Source organism: Amycolatopsis sp. NBC_01488, assembly GCF_036227105.1.
Classification (GTDB): Bacteria; Actinomycetota; Actinomycetes; order Mycobacteriales; family Pseudonocardiaceae; genus Amycolatopsis.
Window position 1 is genome coordinate 2821915 of sequence record NZ_CP109434.1, and the last position, 17309, is coordinate 2839223.

Here is a 17309-nt window from a genome sequence, read left to right on the forward strand (position 1 = left end):
CAAACAGATAAATTCACTCGGCCGAGTGCAACTGGCCCCCCTGTTCAGGCGATAGATGATCGCTTGGGAAGGGGGGCCAAATGGCCTTGGGAAAGCTCAGAGCAGTACGTCACGCTCTCGTGGCGGCGGTGCTGACAGGGGCGCTGCTGCCCGTCGTGACCACGGGGGTGGCGGCCGCGGCGGCACTTCCGCCGGGGTTCGTCCTGCAGGACACCAGCACCGGACTGGGGAACTACCAGCTCACCGACTTCGCCTACCTGCCGGACAACTCGGTGCTGGCGACGGCGAAGGACGGCCGCGTCCAGTGGGTGCCGGTGGGCGGCACCCCGAAGACCATCGCGACGCTGCCGGTCCGCACCGACGAGGACCTGGGGCTCGTCGGGCTGGCCGTGGCGCCGGACTACGCGACGTCGCACACCATCTACGTCACGCGCTCGATCAACTACAGCGGCAGCGGTTTCGGCCTGCGGCTGGCGCGGTTCACGGTGGCCGTGGACGCGGCCGGGGCGCCGACCGGGCTGACCGGCGAGCAGATCCTGTTCGAGGTGCCGGGCATGTCCAACGTCCACGCCATCGACAGCGTCGTCGCCGCCACGGACGGGACGCTCTGGCTGTCCATCGGCGACAACGGCGACTTCACCAAGGTCGACGCGGGTTCGCTGCGCGCCCAGGACATCAACCAGCCCTACGGCAAGATCCTGCACCTGACCGCCGACGGCAAGGGCGTGGAGAGCAACCCGTACTACGACGGCAACCCCGTTTCGACCGCGAGCAAGGTGTACGCGCGCGGGTTCCGCAACCCGTTCCGGTTCAGCATCGACCCGAACCTCGGCCTGCCGGTCGCGGGTGACGTCGGCTGGAACAACTGGGAAGAGGTCGACGTCGTCCAGCGCGGCGCGAACGCGGGCTGGCCGTGCTGGGAGGGCACCCACCCGACGCCGGGCTACAGCACGCTCGCGGCCTGCGCCGGCGTGGCGAACCAGGCGCCGATCTTCGAGTACGCGCACGGCAGCGCGGCCATGCAGGGCAACAGCGTCACCGGCGGGATCGTCTACAACGGATCCAGCTACCCGGCGGCCTACCGCGGCTCGTACTTCTTCGGCGACTACGTCCGGAACAAGATCTGGACCCTGCGCTACGACGACCAGGGCAAGCTCACGCAGGCCCCGGAGAACCCGCCGGTGTTCACCGACATCGGCGGCCCGACGAAGTTCGCGGCGGCGCCGAACGGCGACATCGTCTTCTCCGACATCCTGAGCGGCAACCTGCGGCGGCTGAGCTACTCGGTCGGCAACACCGCGCCGGTGGCGAAGGCCACGTCGGTCACCGACCCGGACACCCGCACGGTGTCGTTCGACGGCTCCACGTCCGTCGACTACGACGGCGACCTGCTGAAGTACGACTGGGACTTCGGTGACGGGACCACCGCCGCCGACGCCGGGCCCACGGTCAGCCACCAGTACGCGGCGGGCACTGCGTCGTTCACCGCGAAGCTGACGGTCCGGGACACGCTGAACGCCACCGGTACGACCACCATCGCGGTCGCGCCCGGCAACCACACCCCGCAGCTCACGCTCACCACGCCCGGGGACACCGCGACCTTCGCGGTGGGCCAGCAGGTCAGCCTCAGCGCCACCGCGACCGACGCCGAGGACGGCACGCTGCCGATCACGTGGACCTCCGCGGTCCGGCACTGCCCGAGCGAGGCGACGTGCCACGCGCACCCCGGCATCGGCGGCACCGGGACGAGCTTCGCGCAGCCGTTCACCGAGCACCCGGACTCCCGGATGGAGTTCACCGCGACGGTGACCGACAGCGCGGGCGTCGTCACGTCCAAGACGTACACCGCCATGCCGCGCCGGCACCGGATCACCCTGCTCAGCACGCAGCCCGCGGCGCTGAGCATCCCGGTCGAAGGCGGTGTCAACACGGCACTGGTCACCGAGGGCGCCAGCTTCGACGTCGAGGCCGCACCGCTGGGCATCGACGGCGTCTCGAAGTTCACCGGCTGGCAGAACGGTCCGACCGACACGACGTGGGTGGTCACCGTCGGCACCGCCGACATGACGCTGACGGCGAGCTACGCGACCCCGATCGACCAGCGCTACGACGCCGACCCGGCGTTGCAGGCGAAGCTGGGCCCGCCGACCGGGTTCGAGACGGCCGACGGGCCGGTCCACTACCGGCTCTACCAGTTCGGCCGGCTCTACTGGAGCGCCGCGACGGGGGCGAAGTACGTCACCGGCCCGGTGCTGGACAAGTACGTCGCCCTCGGCGGACCGAGCGTGCTCGGCGCACCGACCAGCGACACGGCGTCCACTTCGGACGGCGCGCAGTTCAACGACTTCGTCAACAACGGCAACGTGGGGTCGATCTACTACACGGACGCCACCGGTGCGCACGCGGTCTACGGTGAGATCCGCAAGAAGTGGGCGGCGCTCGGCTACGGGCAGATCCTGGGTTACCCGACGAACGACGAAGACGGGACCCCGGACGGCATCGGCCGCTTCAACCACTTCCTCAAGGGCGCCAACGTCGGTTCGATCTACTACACGCCTTCGACGGGCGCGCACGCGATCTACGGCGAGATCCGGAAGAAGTGGGCGGCGTACGGGTACGAGAAGGGCCTCGGCTACCCGACGAACGACGAGGACGGGACGCCGGACGGCATCGGCCGGTTCAACCACTTCAGCCTCGGTCACTCGATCTACTTCACGAACGCGACGGGTGCGCACGTCGTGAAGGGCGAGATCCGCAAGCGGTGGGCGGCCCTCGGGTGGGAGCGGTCCTACCTGCGGTACCCGACGACGGACGAGTACGTGACGGGCGGGGTGTACCGCAGCGACTTCCAGGGCGGCTACATCACGTACACCCCGGCGACGGGAGCGGTCGACCGCCCCTGGTGAAGCCGAACCGAACCGGCTCAGGCCGTCTCCGGGAATTACCGGGGGCGGCCTGAGCCGTTTTCGGGGAACCTCGCCGCGGGTCGCGCGTCTTGAGAGGCAGAGAACGGGAACCACGGATCTGGGGGAGTACATGCGTATTCGGCGCGCGCTGATCGGTCTGTCCACTTTGGTCGCCGCGGCGGTACTGACCGGCTGTTCGGCGGGGCAGACCGCGGACGTCCGGCTGGCGGCAGGCACGCCCTCGCCGACGTCGGCTTCGCCCAGTCCGTCCACTTCGGACGCGCCGAAGGCCGAGATGGCACCGGGCGTGCCGTGCACGATCACCGCGAAGGCCTGCGTTTCCCTTTCGGGGAAGCAGGCCTGGCTGCTCGACGAGGGCAAGATCGTCTACGGCCCGGTGAAGATCATGCCGGGCAAGAAGGGCAGCACCACGCCGGTGGGCACGTGGCACGTGCTCTCCAAGGAGAAGATGCACCTCAGCCGCGAGTTCGACAACGCACCGATGCCGAACTCCGTGTTCTTCTACAACGGCGTCGCGTTCCACCAGGGCAGCTTGGCGAAGTACTCGAACGGCTGCGTGCACCTCTCCGCCGGAGCGTCGCTGAAGTTCTTCTCCTCGCTGGACAAGGGTGACGAGGTCCAGGTCGTGCGCTGACGGCTCAGGACCGCAGGTCCGCCGGCGTGGTCCCGGCCGACGTCAGCGGCAGCCCGAGCGCGACCCGCTCGGTCAGCCAGGGGCTCGGCCGGTACCGCGGGTCCCCGGTGGTCGCGGCCAAGCCGCGCAGGATCCGCAGCACCACGTCGCCGCCGACCAGGTCGCCCCAGGCCAGCGGGCCACGCGGGTACCCGAGGCCCAGCCGGACCGCCGTGTCGATGTCCGCCGGCGTCGCCAGGTGCTGGCCCGCGATGAAGCACGCCGTGTTGACGATCGAGGCCAGGAGGCGCTGGGCGATCGGGGCCGGGCCGTCGCGGACCACCGTCACCGGCTTGCCCGTCGCCGCCAGCGCGCCCCAGGCCGCGCGGCCCGCCGCCGGGTCGAGTCCGGGGTGGACGGACATCGTCAGGCGTCGTTCGTAGCCGCCCAGCGGATCAACGCCGGCGACGCGGTCCAGCGGCAGGCCCGCGCGCGTTCCGGCGTCCACAGTGGACTCGCCGTAGAGCGGGACGAGCAGGACGGAGTCGGGGTACGCGTCCGACACCACCTGGACACCGGCCGCGGACAGCACGCGGGCCAGGTGCTCGTCCGCCGTGAACACCGGGCTCGACGGCTTCGGCGGCGCTGCCGGCTCTTCGGGGACCTGCTGCTTCCCCTCGGCGTAGGAATAGAAGCCCGAGCCGTTCTTGCGCCCGAACAGTCCCGCCGCGACCCGCGGCCGCGTCAGCCACGACGGCCGCAGCCGCGGTTCACCGTGGAAGCCGCTCCAGATGCTCTCCAGCACTGCGTGGGAGACGTCGAGACCGGTCAGGTCGAGCAGCTCGAACGGCCCGAGCTTCAGGCCGAGCACGTCGCGCGCGACGCGGTCGACGTCGGCGGGCTCGGCCAGCGCCTCGGCGAGGACCTGCAGCGCCTCGGTGTTCAGGCCGCGGCCGGCGTGGTTGACCAGGAAGCCCGGCGCGTCCTTCGCCAGCACCGGCTCGTGACCCCAGCTCCTGACCAGTTCGAGCGCCTCGGCGGGCAGCCAGTCGTGCGTGCGCGTGCCCGGGACCACCTCGACCAGGCGCATCAGCGGCACCGGGTTGAAGAAGTGCAGGCCGATCAGCCTGCCGGGGTCGGCCAGCTCTGCGGCGATCTCGGTGACCGACAGCGAGCTGGTGTTCGTCGCGAAGATCGTCTCCTGTGGACAGACGCGCTCGAGGCCGGCGAAGAGGGCCCGCTTGGTCTCGATGTCCTCCCGCACGGCCTCGACGACGAGGTCGACGCCGTCCGCGGGCGCGTCGGGCGCGTCCACCGCGACCAGCCGGTCCTTGACCGCGCGCGGGTCGTCGAGCTTGCCCTTCGCGGCGAGCTTGTCGACCATCCCGCCGACGTACTCGATCGCTTCGGCGACGGCTTCGCGGCGGACGTCGGCCAGTTCGACGGTCACCCCCGCGGCCGCGGCGAGCTGGACGATCCCGCGGCCCATCACCCCGGTCCCGATCACCCGGATCCTGCCGACCTTCCCGGCCCACCCCGTCACGTCGTGCCCGCCTTTCCCGCCGATGTTCTTCGCGCCGACGGTACCGTCTCGGTCGCGCCGGGGAAGCGGCTGACGCGGGCGGAAAGCCGAGAACGGGCGCCGCTGGAGCGTTCGGCGCCGGGTGTGCTGCGGGCTGGCTGGTGGCGCACGCGCTCCGGGACCCGGCGGTCCCGCGCTCTCGAGGACGGCCTGCTGCCGAGCTCCTAGAGGCCGACGAACTCCGCCATCCGCGTCGCCGTGTGCGCGAAGAACGCGTCGGCCGGGTCGACGCTGCCGACGTACTGGCCGAACAGGTCGAAGCTGATCGCCCCGAACAGCTGGGTCCACGCCATGATCAGCCGGACCACGGTCTCGGGGCCGGCGACGATGCCGAGGACCTTCGTGAGCGTCTCGGCCTGGGCGCGCAGCTCGGGCGCGACTTCGCCGTCGATCGCCCGCAGCTCGGTGTGCGTGAGCACCTTGACCAGGGCGAGCGCGACGCGGCCGGCGGGCACGACGGTGTCCTGGGGTGCCTCGTAGCCGGGGATCGGCGAGCCGTAGATCAGCGCGTACTCGTGCGGGTGCGCGCGGGCCCACTCGCGCGTCGCGTGCCAGATCGCGAGCCAGCGCTCGCGCGGGGCGCCCTGGCCCGGGTCGGCCTTCTCAGCCGCCTCGCCGATCGCGTTGTAGGCGTCGACGATCAGGTCGGTCAGCAGCCGGTCGCGGCTGGGGAAGTACCGGTACAGCGCCGACGACACCATGCCCAGTTCCCGCGCCACCGCGCGCAGCGAAAGCCCGTGCGCGCCGACTTCGGCGAGCTGGCGGCGGGCCTCGTCCTTGATCTCCTGGGTGAGTTCGGCGCGGGCGCGTTCGCGCGCGGTCCGGGTCGCGGTCATGGGATCAGTGTGCCATGACGAGAGCGGCGCACAAAATCGAGAGCAGTGCTCTTGACAGTGCGGCGGAGAGGGTGTTCACTGCTCTTAACCGAGAGCACTGCTCTCCCGAAACTTCGGAGGACACCATGACTGCCGCCCGCTACATCGAGCCGAAGACGGCCACCAACGCGTTCAACGAGATCGTCGCGAAGCTGACCAGGATGGGCGTGAGCGTCTGGGGCAGCCGGGTGCTGACCGTCGTCGGCCGCAAGAGCGGCGAGCCGCGGTCGGTGCCGGTCAACCTGCTGACCGTCGACGGCGTGCGCTACCTCGTCGCCCCGCGCGGCGAGACGCAGTGGGTGCGCAACCTGCGCGCCGCCGGCCAGGGCACACTGCGCGTCGGGCGCCGCGTCGAGGAGTTCACCTTCCGCGAGCTGGGCGACGACGAGAAGCCGGGCATCCTGCGTGCCTACCTCAAGCGCTGGAAGTTCGAGATCGGCGTGTTCTTCGACGGCGTCGACGCGAAGGCGTCGGACGAGAAGCTGCGCGAAATCGCGCCCGGCTACCCGATCTTCGAGATCTTCACGAAGTAGGTTTGCGCCGCGTCAGGTTCGCCGCGATCAGGACGACGCCGACCAGGAACGCGACGAGCCCGATCAGGAACCACAGCTTCTGCCCGGTCATGAAACTGCCGGTGATCACGCCGATGCCCTGCAGCACCCAGACGGCGCCGACCAGCACGAGCACGACCCCGACCGCGAAGGTGATCCAGCGCCTCATCGGGCCAGCTTAGGCCGGCCGGTCGTCCGGCACGAGCTTGTGCCGGTAGGCGTAGACGACGGCGTGCACGCGGTCGGGCAGCCCGAGCTTCGACAACACCCGCGAGACGTGTGTCTTCACGGTCTCCTCGCCGACGTGCAGCTGCCGTGCGATCTCGGCGTTGCTGCAGGCGGTGGCGATCAGCAGCAGGACCTCCCGTTCGCGGGAGGTCAGCCGGGCCAGCTCGGGCGGTTCGGCGGCCGCGGGTTCGAGCACCGACGTGAACTTCGCGACCAGCCGCCGGGTCACCGACGGGTCGATCAGCGCGTCGCCGCGCGCGGCCACCCGCATCGCCGCGACCAGCTCCTCCGGCGCCAGGCTCTTCAGCAGGAACCCGCTCGCCCCGGCACGCAGCGCGCGGTAGACGTACTCGTCGGCGTCGTAGGTGGTGAGCACGAGGACGCGGGTGTCGTTGCCCGGCGCGGCGAGGATCGCCTCGGTCGCGGCGAGGCCGTCGAGGCGGGGCATCCGGACGTCGAGGACCGCGACGTCCGGGCGCAGGCGCGCGGTTTCGGCGACGGCTTCGCGGCCGTCGGACGCCTCGCCGACGCAGGTGAAGTCGGGCTGCGTGTCGAGCAGCGCGCGCATCCCGGACCGGAACATCGCGTGGTCGTCGGCCAGCAGGACGCGGATCATGCGCTCTCCACCGGGAAGGTCGTGCGCAGCTGCCAGTGCCCGCCGGTTTCGCCGTAGGAGACCTGGCCGTCGAACAGGGTGACGCGCCGGCGGATCCCGGCCAGGCCGCGGTGCGCGTGCTCGCGTTCCGGGGTGCGGTTCGCGCGCAGGCCGTTGGTCACCGAGAGCACGACTTCGGTGCGCCCGTGGCTGAGCTCGACTTCGACCGGGCCTTCGCCGTGGCGCAGCGCGTTCGTCAGGGCTTCCTGGGCGATGCGGTACAGGGCGACGTCGAGGGAGCCGGGCAGGTCCCTCGGTTCGCCGCGCAGGGTCAGCCGGGTCGGCAGGCCGGCCGTGCGGACGGTTTCGACCAGCTCGTCGAGGTTGTCCAGCCCGGGCTGCTCGGCGTTGGTTTCGGCGTGCAGCAGGTCGAGCATGCGGCGCAGGTCGGCCATCGCCGAACGGCTGGCGGATTCGACCGCGCCGAGCGACTTCCGCACGGGCGAATCACCGTCGGGGAGCCCGAGCCGGGCCGCGCCGGCGTGCACGCCGATGGCGCTGACGTGGTGGGAGATGACGTCGTGCAGGTCGCGCGCGATGGTCGTGCGCTCCTCGGTGACGGCTCGCCGCACGGCCTCTTCTTCGTGCTGGCGCCGTTCGTCCGCCTCGCGCTGGAGGTCGGCGATGTAGGCGCGGCGGGCCGTCGTGTAGCGGCCGACCAGCCAGGGCAGGAGGGCGTCGACGCCGACGTTGATCGCGATCAGCCGCCAGTCCCAGCCGCCCTTGCCGGTTTCGAGGCAGCCGATCAGCACGCCGGTCAGCAGCGCGAACAGCGCCAGGACCGACGGTTTCGGGCGCAGCCACGCGCCGGCCCGGTAGCCGGCGATGAGGATCCCGGAGTTGTTGCCGATCTCGGCGGCGGGGAGGTGGCCCAGCAGCAGCGGCCCGCCGGCGAAGAGGACGGCGTGGGCCAGGGCGACCCAGCCGGAGTACCGCGCGGGTCCGGCAAGGGCGGCGTTGACGGCGATCCCGCCGAGCAGGACGACCCAGGCCCGCCAGCCGGCGGCGTCGAGCGGGCCGCGGAGGGCGAAGAGGGCACCGTCACAGACGACGCAGACCAGCGCGACCAGCAGCGACTGGCGTCGCAGGGATCCGCTGATGTCGAGCACACCCGCAACTGTGCCCTAGTAGGAGGGCGCGGTGGGCGGGAACGCCCCGACGCGGCGGGAGGGGTGCGCGGCACCGGGGCGCTCCCTGGACGGGAGAGTCAGGGGACGGGTCGAGGTTCGCTGGCCGGTCGGTCGGCGGACGCCCCGAAGTGGCGTTGGGTGAGTGGGCCGCACCGAACGCCACTTTGGGCTGCTTTGGGGTACATCGAACACCGCGTGGGCCGCTTCCGGCACATCCGCCGCCACGTTGGGCTGCATGGAGCCGCTTGGCGGTCCCTGCCTCAGTCTCAGGTCGTCGGGCGGGCCGAGTAGTTGCCGCCGCCCCGGCGCTGGCCGCCCGTGCGCTGGCCCTCCTGCAAGGCCTGGCCCAGCGAGGTCGCCGTTGCCGTGGTGCCGTCGACCTTCGCCACCACCGTCACGTTCGTGTCGCCCTGCTTCACGTCGCCCGTTTTCTGGGTGGATCCGTCGAGCGTGTACGTCTGCTTGTAGCCGTCCTTGCTCGTCAGTGTCACCGATGTTGCGCTCAGGGCCGTGACGTCGCCCGTCTGGAGGCGCTCGGTCGTGTAGCCGCCGCTGCCGTTCGACACCACGAAGTCGCCGTGGAGTGCCTCGCGCAACGCCGCCATTCCGCCGCCGAAGCCGTTGCCGAAGCCGCCGTTCGGGCCGCCGCCCTGGCCGGGAAACTGGCCGCCGCCCGGGCCGCCGAAGCCGCCGGGGCCCTGCTGGGCCGAGTTGTCGGCGCTGCTGGTGCTCGCCCAGATCGCCGCGCCGCCGCCGGCCGCGATGACCACGGCGATGCCGGCCGCGATCGCCGTCTTCTTGCCGGACCAGCCCTTCTTCGGCGTGGCCGCGGCCGGGTCGCCCCAGTTGGCCGGGGCCGGTTCACCCCAGGCCGGGGTGCTCGCGGCGGGTGCCGGGCCGCCTTCGGGCGGCGTGTTCGGCGTCGGCTCGGTCGTCATCGTGTCCTCCGGTGGTACCCACACTGGTCCAGCCCAGGTTCACCGCCGAGGCTGTGTTTGAGCTGTGCGAGGCGTCAGCACGCGCTGTGGCTCCCTTACCCGGACGAAGGATCTTCACAGGAAACGCACAGTGAGAGCACAGTGAGTACTGAAGACCCGCCGAGAAGATGGCACTATGACCGCTATGAACGCCACGTCGCCCGGCCCCGGCAAGGCCGACCTGCGCCGCGCCGACGGGAGCCCCGTCCGGGTCCTCGTCGTCGACGACGAGGCGACGCTGGCCGAGCTCGTGTCGATGGCCCTGCGCATGGAGGGCTGGGAGGTGCGCAGCGCGGGCGACGGCACCGAGGCCGTCCGGATCGCGCGCGACTTCCGGCCCGACGCCGTCGTCCTCGACGTCATGCTCCCCGACTTCAGCGGGCTCGAGGTGCTGCGGCGGATGCGGTCCGAGGCGCCGAACCTGCCGGTGCTCTTCCTGACGGCGAAGGACGCGGTCGAGGACCGCATCGCCGGGCTCACCGCGGGCGGCGACGACTACGTCACCAAGCCCTTCAGCCTCGAAGAGGTCGCGTTGCGCCTGCGCGCGCTGCTGCGCCGGGCCGGCGGGGTGACCGGCGCGAGCGGGTCGACGCTCGTCGTCGGCGACCTGACCCTCGACGAGGACAGCCGCGAGGTGCACCGCGGCGGCGACCTCGTGCCGCTGACCGCGACCGAGTTCGAGCTGCTGCGCTACCTCATGCGCAACCCCAAGCGCGTGCTGTCGAAGGCCCAGATCCTGGACCGCGTGTGGAGCTACGACTTCGGCGGCCAGGCCAACATCGTCGAGCTCTACATCTCCTACCTGCGCAAGAAAATCGACGCCGACCGCGAGCCGATGATCCACACCATGCGGGGCGCCGGGTATGTCCTCAAGCCAGCGGGCTGAGCGCCTCCGGTCGCGGGCGCAGCGGCCGTGGTCGCTGCGGCGGCGGCTGATCGTCCAGCTCGCCGCGCTGCTCGCGCTGGTGTGCCTGGTCGTCGGCGTGGTCACGGAGTTCGCGCTGAGCGAGTTCCTCGTCGGTCAGCAGGACAAGCGGCTGGCCGCGGCGAGCGACCGCGCGTCGCACGGCGGGGAACGGCCGCCGCCCTGGACGTACGGCGAAGCGCCGCCGCCGGACCCGTTGCGCGTGCTCGGCCAGGGCGAGGGGACGCTCGCCGTCGTCCAGTCCGGCTCGCAGGCCAAGGCGGGCGTGCTCGACTCCAGCGTCGGCGCGCCGTCGAAGCGGAAGGCGCCGATCAAGACCGTCGAGCGCGACCAGGTGCTGGCGCTGCTGGCCCTGCCGTCGGACGGGAAGCAGCGGAGCATCAACCTCGGCGGGAGCCTCGGCGACTACCGCGTCGTGTCGACGACCTCGCCGAACGGCGAGAAGACGGTCATCGGCTTGCCGCTCAAGGATGTCGACGACACGCTGTGGCGGCTGGGGTTCATCCTCGGCGGTGTCGCGCTCGCCGGGATCCTGGTCGCCGGCGCGGTCGGCGCGGCGACGATCCGGCGCACGATGAAGCCGCTCGACCGGCTGGCCGCGACGGCGACGCGCGTGTCCGAGCTGCCGCTGGACCGCGGCGAAGTCGCGCTGTCGGAACGGGTTCCGGACGCCGACACCGACCCGAACACCGAGGTCGGCAAGGTCGGCTCGGCGCTGAACCGGATGCTGCAGCACGTCGCGAACGCCCTCACCGCGCGGCACGCGAGCGAGAACCGCGTCCGCCAGTTCGTCGCGGACGCCAGCCACGAGCTGCGCACGCCGCTCGCGGCGATCCGCGGGTACGCCGAGCTCACCCGCCGCAGCGGCGAGCAGGTGCCGCCGGACGTCGCGTTCGCGATGAGCCGCGTCGAGTCCGAGTCCCGCCGGATGACGACGCTGGTGGAGGACCTGCTGCTGCTCGCGCGCCTCGACTCCGGCCGGCCGGTGGTGCACGAGTGGGTGGACCTGTGCCGGCTGGTGGCCGACGCGGTCGCGGACGCGCACGTCGCGGGCCCGGACCACAAGTGGCTGATGGACGTCCCCGGCGAGCCGATCGGCGTCCTCGGCGACGCGGGCCAGCTGCACCAGGTGGTGATCAACGTGCTGGCCAACGCGCGTACGCACACCCCGGCGGGCACCACGGTGACGACCACACTGTCCACTTCGGACGGAGTGGTCCGGCTGCACGTGGCCGACGACGGCCCGGGCATCCCACCGGACGTCCTCCCGGACGTCTTCGAGCGCTTCGCCCGCGGCGACAACTCGCGCTCGCGGGCGGCGGGGAGCACCGGGCTCGGGCTGGCGATCGTGGCCGCGGTGGTCGGGGCGCACGGCGGCCGGGTCGGCGTGAACAGCAGGCCGGGGCGGACGGAGTTCGAGATCACCTTCCCGGAGGCGGCCGGCTAGGAACGCCGCCGCCAGTGCAGCCGCGCCATGATCCTCATCACCCGTCCTCGGTCGATGCACAGCGCACGCACAGCTTCGGCACAAGTTCACCACATGTGGCGCCGACACGGTCGGAACCATGACGACCACGCTGTCGGCGCCCGAACACGCCCAGCCCGCGCCCGAGGCCGCCCGGAAACCGCGGTGGGTCAAGCCTTCCGTGGCCGCCCTGCTCGTCGGGACCGGCCTGCTCTACCTGTGGGACCTGGCGAAGACGGGCTGGGCCAACGACTTCTACGCGATGGCGGCCCAGGCCGGCACGTGGAGCTGGAAGGCGCTGTTCTTCGGGTCGCTCGACCCGGGCAACGTCGTCACGGTCGACAAGCCGCCGTTCTCGCTGTGGATCATGGGCCTGTCCGGTCGGCTCTTCGGCTTCTCGAGCTGGAGCCTGCTGGTGCCGAACGCGCTCGCCGGCGTCGCCTCGGTCGGGCTGCTCTACCTGGCCGTGCGCCGCCTTTCGGGACCGGGCGCCGGCCTGCTCGCGGGGGCCGGACTCGCGCTGACGCCGGTCGCCGCGCTCATGTTCCGCTACGACAACCCCGACGCCTTCCTCGTGCTGCTGCTCGTCGCGGGCGCCTACTGCGTCGTGCGCGCGCTCGAACACGCGAGCACCAAGTGGCTGCTGCTCGCCGGGGTCGCGATCGGGTTCGGCTTCCTCGACAAGATGCTGCAGGCGTTCCTCGTGCTGCCCGCGTTCGTGCTGGTGTACGCCGTCGCGGCGCCGACGTCGCTCGGCCGCCGCATCGGCCAGCTCTGCGCCGCGGCCGGGGCGGTGGTCGTCTCCGCGGGCTGGTGGATCGCGGCCGTCGCGCTGTGGCCGGTCGCGGACCGGCCGTACATCAGCGGGTCGACCGACAACACCGTGCTGGAACTGGCTTTCGGCTACAACGGTCTCGGCCGGATCTTCGGTGAGGGCCGGGGCGGAGGCGGTGGCGGGACGGTCACGCCGCCCGCCGGGGTGGAACTGCCCGCGGGCGGCCGTGGTTTCGGCGGCGGTTTCGGCGGCGCGACCGGGCTGACGCGGTTGTTCAGCGGCGAGTTCGGCGGGGAAGCGTCGTGGCTGCTGCCCGCCGCGTTGATCGGCCTGGTCGCCGGCCTGTGGTTCACCCGGCGCGCGCCGCGCACCGACCGGACCCGCGCGGCGCTGCTGCTCTGGGGTGGCTGGACGGTCGTCACCGTCGTCGTGTTCAGCTACATGAGCGGCATCATCCACCCGTACTACACGGTCGCGCTGGCGCCCGGGATCGCCGCCACGCTGGGCATTTCCGCACGCGAGCTGTGGCGCGGCCGAGCGAACTTCGCGGCCCGCGCGGTGCTGGCCGTGATGCTCGCCGTCACCGCGGTCTGGGGCTTCGTGCTCCTCGCGCGGACGCCGGACTGGCAGCCGTGGATCCGCTACGCGGCGCTCGTGCTCGGCGCGGCCGGCGTCCTGGCGCTGCTCTTCGGCGCGGACCGGCTCCGGCGGTTCGCCCCGGGCGTCGCCGTGCTCGGCCTGTGTGGCGCGCTGCTCGGGACGGCGTCCTTCACCCTGGCCACGGCGGCGACCCCGCACTCCGGCGGTACGCCGTCGTCCGGCCCGGCCGTCGCGAGTGGACGCGGGTTCGGCCGTGGCCCCGGCGGCTTCGGGCAGGGGCAGACCGACGCCGCGGTGATCGACCTGCTGAAGAACACGACGACGAAGTGGGCCGCGGCGCAGAGCGGCGCGATGCAGTCGGCCGGGCTGGCGCTGTCGAGTGGACGGCCGGTGCTCGCGATCGGCGGCTTCAGCGGCAGCGACCCGGCGCCGACGCTGGCGCAGTTCCAGCAGTACGTCGCCGCCGGCGACATCCACTACTTCGTCGCGGGCGGACGCGGTGGTTTCGGCGGCGGCCGCGGGACCTCGGGCGAAATCCAGACCTGGGTCGAGCAGAACTTCGCTCCGGTGACCGTCGGCGGCTCGACGATTTACGACCTGACGAAATCGATCGCTTGACCGAAATTGCGCATTGTTTCAGGCGTGTTAACAGTCGCGGAATCATTCGGCGGACCGGCGGCGAGTGCGGTAACTGATTGCACGAACACGTGTTCGATCATGGTCTCGATGACCGGCATATTCCGAACGATTGTTCGGATCGCCCGGGTCGCCGTTGGTGATGATCTCGGCACTCCTCGCGGTCGCGGTAACGACGAGGGCCGATCACTCGTGCGGCTGCACGGGAAAGGCGTGCGCTGAGCCGGTGATCTTGGCCGGGCGGCCGACAGAAATGCGTACGATCTCGATCTTCGAGATCGTCGATGTTGCTGGTTAACACGGTTGATGGTCACTCGTTCGGATGCATCACTGGGGCGTTGTGGGGATCTTGTGCTACTCGCTAGGCTCTCCGCCGGGAGAGGGACAAGGGGTGGCTGACCCAGTGCGCTGAGTGCTGGGTTCTTGGCGTGCTCCCGGTCCTGTTCTCTCGCCATGACCCGATCAGGTGCGGCTGGAAGAGAGCAGTGATGACCGTGCGCGGTGGCGCAGCCCGACCGGATCCGCCTCCTCGTCGTCACCACCCGTAGTCCCGAGCACCGCGATTCCCCCTTTGGTACGGCACCACTCCACTTCCCCCGCAACCTGGAGTTCGTTGTGATTTCCCGTTCCCGCCCCCGTCTGCTGACGGTGCTCCTGACCTTGCTGACCCTCGCCGGAGTCGCCGCCCTTTCGGGCTGCAGCGACAGTTCCGCGACCGGCACCGGCAGCAAGATCACCCTCGGGTTCAGCGCCTGGCCGGGCTGGTTCCCCTGGCAGGTGGCGCAGGAACAGGGGCTGTTCGCCAAGAACGGCGTGAACGTCGACCTGAAGTACTTCGACAACTACACCGACAGCATCAACGCGCTTTCGAGCGGCGCCATCGACGCGAACAGCCAGACCCTCAACGACACGCTCTCGTCGGCTTCCGGCGGCGCGAAGCTGTCGATCGTGCTGGTGAACGACAACTCCAACGGCAACGACAAGATCATCGCGCGGGACGGGATCACCAGCATCGCCGACCTCAAGGGCAAGAAGGTCGCCGTCGAGCAGGGCGCCGTCGACCACTACCTGCTGCTGCTGGCGCTGCAGGAGGCGAAGCTGACCGAAAAGGACATCCAGCTGGTCAACCTCCCGACCGACGCCGCAGCCGCCGCGTTCAAGGGCGGCCAGGTCGACGCGGTCGCCGCGTTCGCCCCCTTCACCTCGACGGCGCTGGAGCGCGCGGGCAGCCGCGCGATCTCGTCGTCGGCCGAGTTCCCCGGCGCCATCCCGGACCACCTCGTCACTTCGCAGAAGCTGGTCAAGGACCGCCCGAAGGACGTCCAGGCGCTGGTCAACACCTGGTTCGACACGCTGAACTGGATCAAGAACAACAAGGCCGCGGCCGTCTCGATCATGGCCAAGCGCGGCGGCGTCTCCGACGCGGACTACAAGAGCTACGACGCCGGCACCACGATCTTCACGCGGCAGCAGAACCTCGACGCGTTCACCCCCGGCGTCACCGCGCAGCACCTCGACTTCCAGGCGAACAAGATCATCGACTTCATCACCAGCACCGGCCTCGCGCAGCAGCGGCCGTCGCTGGACGGGCTGTTCGACGACCAGTTCGTGAAGGCCGCGCCGCAGTGACCGGTCCGACCCAGCGCACCACCCCGGCGGTCACGGCCGACGAGCGGACCGCCGAGGCACTGGAGGCCGAGCAGCGGCTCGCCGAAGCGCACGAGTCCGGCCGGGGCCGCCCGGCCTGGGCGCCGCTGCCGCGGCGGGCCGGGCTCAAGACGTCCGCGTCACCGCTGTTCTCCTTGCGGACGCCGGTTTCCGCGTCGGCCCGCTGGGCGCTGGCGGCGCTGTCGTTCGCCATCCCGCTCTTGGCCTGGGTCGGGCTGACCGTCAGCGGGGCCGTCGACTCGACGTTGCTGCCGTCGCCGGTCGCGGTCCTCAAGGCCGGAGCCGGCATGGCGGGCAGCGGTGAGCTCTTCGACGACCTCTGGACGACGACCCAGCGGGTGCTCGAAGGCTTCGGTCTGGCCGTGCTGGTTTCGGTGCCGCTCGGCATCCTGATGGGCAGCTTCAATGCCGGGCAGGCGTTCTTCGAGCCGCTGATCGGCCTGCTGCGCTACCTGCCGGCGAGCGCGTTCATCCCGCTGCTGATCATCTGGCTCGGCATCGGCGAGCCGTCGAAGATCGCCATGCTGTTCATCGGGACCGTCTTCTTCAACACGCTGATGACCGCCGACGTCGTCCGCGGCGTGCCGGGCGCGCTCCTCGACGTCTCCTACACCCTCGGCGCACGCCGGGGCGAGGTGCTGCGCAAGATCGTCGTGCCGCACTCGCTGCCGGGCATGATCGACGCGATCCGGGTCAACGCCGCCGCCGCGTGGAACTTCGTCGTCGTGGCCGAGCTGATCAACTCCTCGGCCGGCCTCGGCTACCGGATCGTCCGCGCGCAGCGGTTCGTGCAGACGGACAAGATCTTCGCCGTGCTCGTGGTCATCGGGATCGCCGGGCTGGTCATCGACGTCCTGCTGCGCCTGCTGCGCACCCGGGTCGGGAAGTGGGCGGCATGACGCTGGAACTGCGGAACGTCGCGAAGGACTACACCGTCCGCGGCAAGGTGACGCGCGCGCTCGACGGCGTCGACCTCGAGGTGCTGCGCGGCGAGTTCGTCTGCGTCGTCGGCGCGAGCGGCTCGGGCAAGTCGACGCTGCTTTCGCTGGTGGCCGGGCTCGGCAAGCCGACCGAGGGCGAGATCGTGCTCGACGGCGTCCCGGTCACCGGGCCGGGCCCGGACCGCGGGCTCGTCTTCCAGGCCGGCGCGCTCTACCCGTGGCGCACCGTCGAGAAGAACGTCGCGTTCGGACTCGAGCTGCTGCCGGTCGACGCGGCCGAGCGCGCCAAGCGCGTGGACTGGTACCTCGCCGAGACCGGCCTGCACGCCGTGCGCAAGTCGCTGCCGAAACAGCTTTCCGGCGGCCAGAAGCAGCGCGTCGCGATCGCGCGGGCACTCGCCTGCGAGCCGGACGTCCTGCTGCTCGACGAACCCTTCGGTGCCTTGGACGTCCAGACCAAAGAGGACATGCAGGTGCTCATCCGCCAGGTGTGGGCCGACACCGGCACCACGGTGCTGATGGTCACCCACGACGTCGAGGAAGCGGTGTTCCTGGGCGGGCGGGTCGTGGTGCTCGCCTCGGACCCGGGCCGGATCGCCGCCGACGTCGAAGTGACGCTGCCCGCCGAACGGGACCTGGCGGTGAAGCGCGAGCCGGCGTTCCTCGCGTTGCGCGCCCGGATCGAGGACCTCGTCCGGGAGCAGCACCGCGGCCACGTGAGCCGGGTGGCCGCGGTCGAGTGAGAGCGGAAGACGGGAAGG

15 protein-coding genes are annotated in these 17309 nt (G+C 71.2%); 9 read left to right on the forward strand and 6 right to left on the reverse strand.

The genetic code is table 11. The annotated features are described in order from the left end of the window. Positions 1–80 precede the first annotated feature (80 nt). The gene (locus OG738_RS13675) at positions 81–2906 is read left to right on the forward strand and encodes a PQQ-dependent sugar dehydrogenase (RefSeq protein ID WP_329054120.1); all 2826 of its coding nucleotides are present in this window, start codon (positions 81–83) and stop codon (positions 2904–2906) included. Between the two features lie 130 nt (positions 2907–3036). Then, positions 3037–3561 carry a L,D-transpeptidase family protein gene (locus OG738_RS13680; protein WP_329054122.1) on the forward strand — a complete coding sequence of 175 codons (525 nt, stop codon included), beginning with the start codon at positions 3037–3039 and terminating at the stop codon, positions 3559–3561. Between the two features lie 4 nt (positions 3562–3565). Here OG738_RS13680 and OG738_RS13685 read toward each other — a convergent pair whose 3' ends face one another. After that, positions 3566–5083: a 3-hydroxyacyl-CoA dehydrogenase gene (locus OG738_RS13685; protein ID WP_329054124.1), complete on the reverse strand. Its 1518-nt coding sequence runs from the start codon at positions 5081–5083 to the stop codon at positions 3566–3568. Positions 5084–5286: 203 nt separating this feature from the next. Next, positions 5287–5958 carry a TetR/AcrR family transcriptional regulator gene (locus OG738_RS13690; RefSeq protein ID WP_329054125.1) on the reverse strand — a complete coding sequence of 224 codons (672 nt, stop codon included), beginning with the start codon at positions 5956–5958 and terminating at the stop codon, positions 5287–5289. A gap of 125 nt (positions 5959–6083) precedes the next feature. Between OG738_RS13690 and OG738_RS13695 the strand changes: the two genes are divergently transcribed. Further along, positions 6084–6530 carry a nitroreductase family deazaflavin-dependent oxidoreductase gene (locus OG738_RS13695; protein WP_329054127.1) on the forward strand — a complete coding sequence of 149 codons (447 nt, stop codon included), beginning with the start codon at positions 6084–6086 and terminating at the stop codon, positions 6528–6530. On the opposite strand, the gene OG738_RS13700 is transcribed toward OG738_RS13695, so the two are convergent. The 4 genes from OG738_RS13700 to OG738_RS13715 form a co-directional block, all read right to left on the reverse strand. Then, complete coding sequence (locus OG738_RS13700) at positions 6520–6717, reverse strand: hypothetical protein (RefSeq protein WP_329054129.1); 198 nt, start codon at positions 6715–6717, stop codon at positions 6520–6522. The genes OG738_RS13695 and OG738_RS13700 overlap by 11 nt on opposite strands. A 9-nt stretch (positions 6718–6726) precedes the next feature. After that, positions 6727–7392, reverse strand: coding sequence for a response regulator transcription factor (locus OG738_RS13705; protein ID WP_329054131.1), 666 nt, complete (start codon positions 7390–7392; stop codon positions 6727–6729). Then, a complete protein-coding gene (locus OG738_RS13710) occupies positions 7389–8540 on the reverse strand; it encodes a sensor histidine kinase (protein WP_329054132.1) in 1152 nt (383 codons plus the stop codon). Before OG738_RS13710 ends, OG738_RS13705 begins: the two co-directional genes overlap by 4 nt. Positions 8541–8827: 287 nt before the next feature. Continuing rightward, positions 8828–9499: a hypothetical protein gene (locus OG738_RS13715; RefSeq protein ID WP_329054133.1), complete on the reverse strand. Its 672-nt coding sequence runs from the start codon at positions 9497–9499 to the stop codon at positions 8828–8830. 175 nt (positions 9500–9674) lie between these two features. Here OG738_RS13715 and OG738_RS13720 point away from each other — a divergent pair, with 175 nt between their 5' ends. From OG738_RS13720 to OG738_RS13745, 6 genes are all read left to right on the forward strand, one after another. Further along, the gene (locus OG738_RS13720; RefSeq protein ID WP_033261680.1) at positions 9675–10424 is read left to right on the forward strand and encodes a response regulator transcription factor; all 750 of its coding nucleotides are present in this window, start codon (positions 9675–9677) and stop codon (positions 10422–10424) included. Further along, a complete protein-coding gene (locus OG738_RS13725; protein ID WP_329054137.1) occupies positions 10402–11910 on the forward strand; it encodes a sensor histidine kinase in 1509 nt (502 codons plus the stop codon). The genes OG738_RS13720 and OG738_RS13725 overlap by 23 nt, the downstream gene beginning before the upstream one ends. 118 nt (positions 11911–12028) lie before the next feature. Beyond that, a complete protein-coding gene (locus OG738_RS13730) occupies positions 12029–13921 on the forward strand; it encodes a glycosyltransferase family 39 protein (RefSeq protein ID WP_329054138.1) in 1893 nt (630 codons plus the stop codon). Positions 13922–14554: 633 nt separating this feature from the next. After that, the gene (locus OG738_RS13735; RefSeq protein WP_329054139.1) at positions 14555–15568 is read left to right on the forward strand and encodes an ABC transporter substrate-binding protein; all 1014 of its coding nucleotides are present in this window, start codon (positions 14555–14557) and stop codon (positions 15566–15568) included. After that, a complete protein-coding gene (locus tag OG738_RS13740; RefSeq protein ID WP_329054141.1) occupies positions 15565–16506 on the forward strand; it encodes an ABC transporter permease in 942 nt (313 codons plus the stop codon). The genes OG738_RS13735 and OG738_RS13740 overlap by 4 nt, the downstream gene beginning before the upstream one ends. Then, positions 16503–17291: an ABC transporter ATP-binding protein gene (locus OG738_RS13745; RefSeq protein ID WP_329054142.1), complete on the forward strand. Its 789-nt coding sequence runs from the start codon at positions 16503–16505 to the stop codon at positions 17289–17291. The genes OG738_RS13740 and OG738_RS13745 overlap by 4 nt, the downstream gene beginning before the upstream one ends. Positions 17292–17309 lie beyond the last annotated feature (18 nt).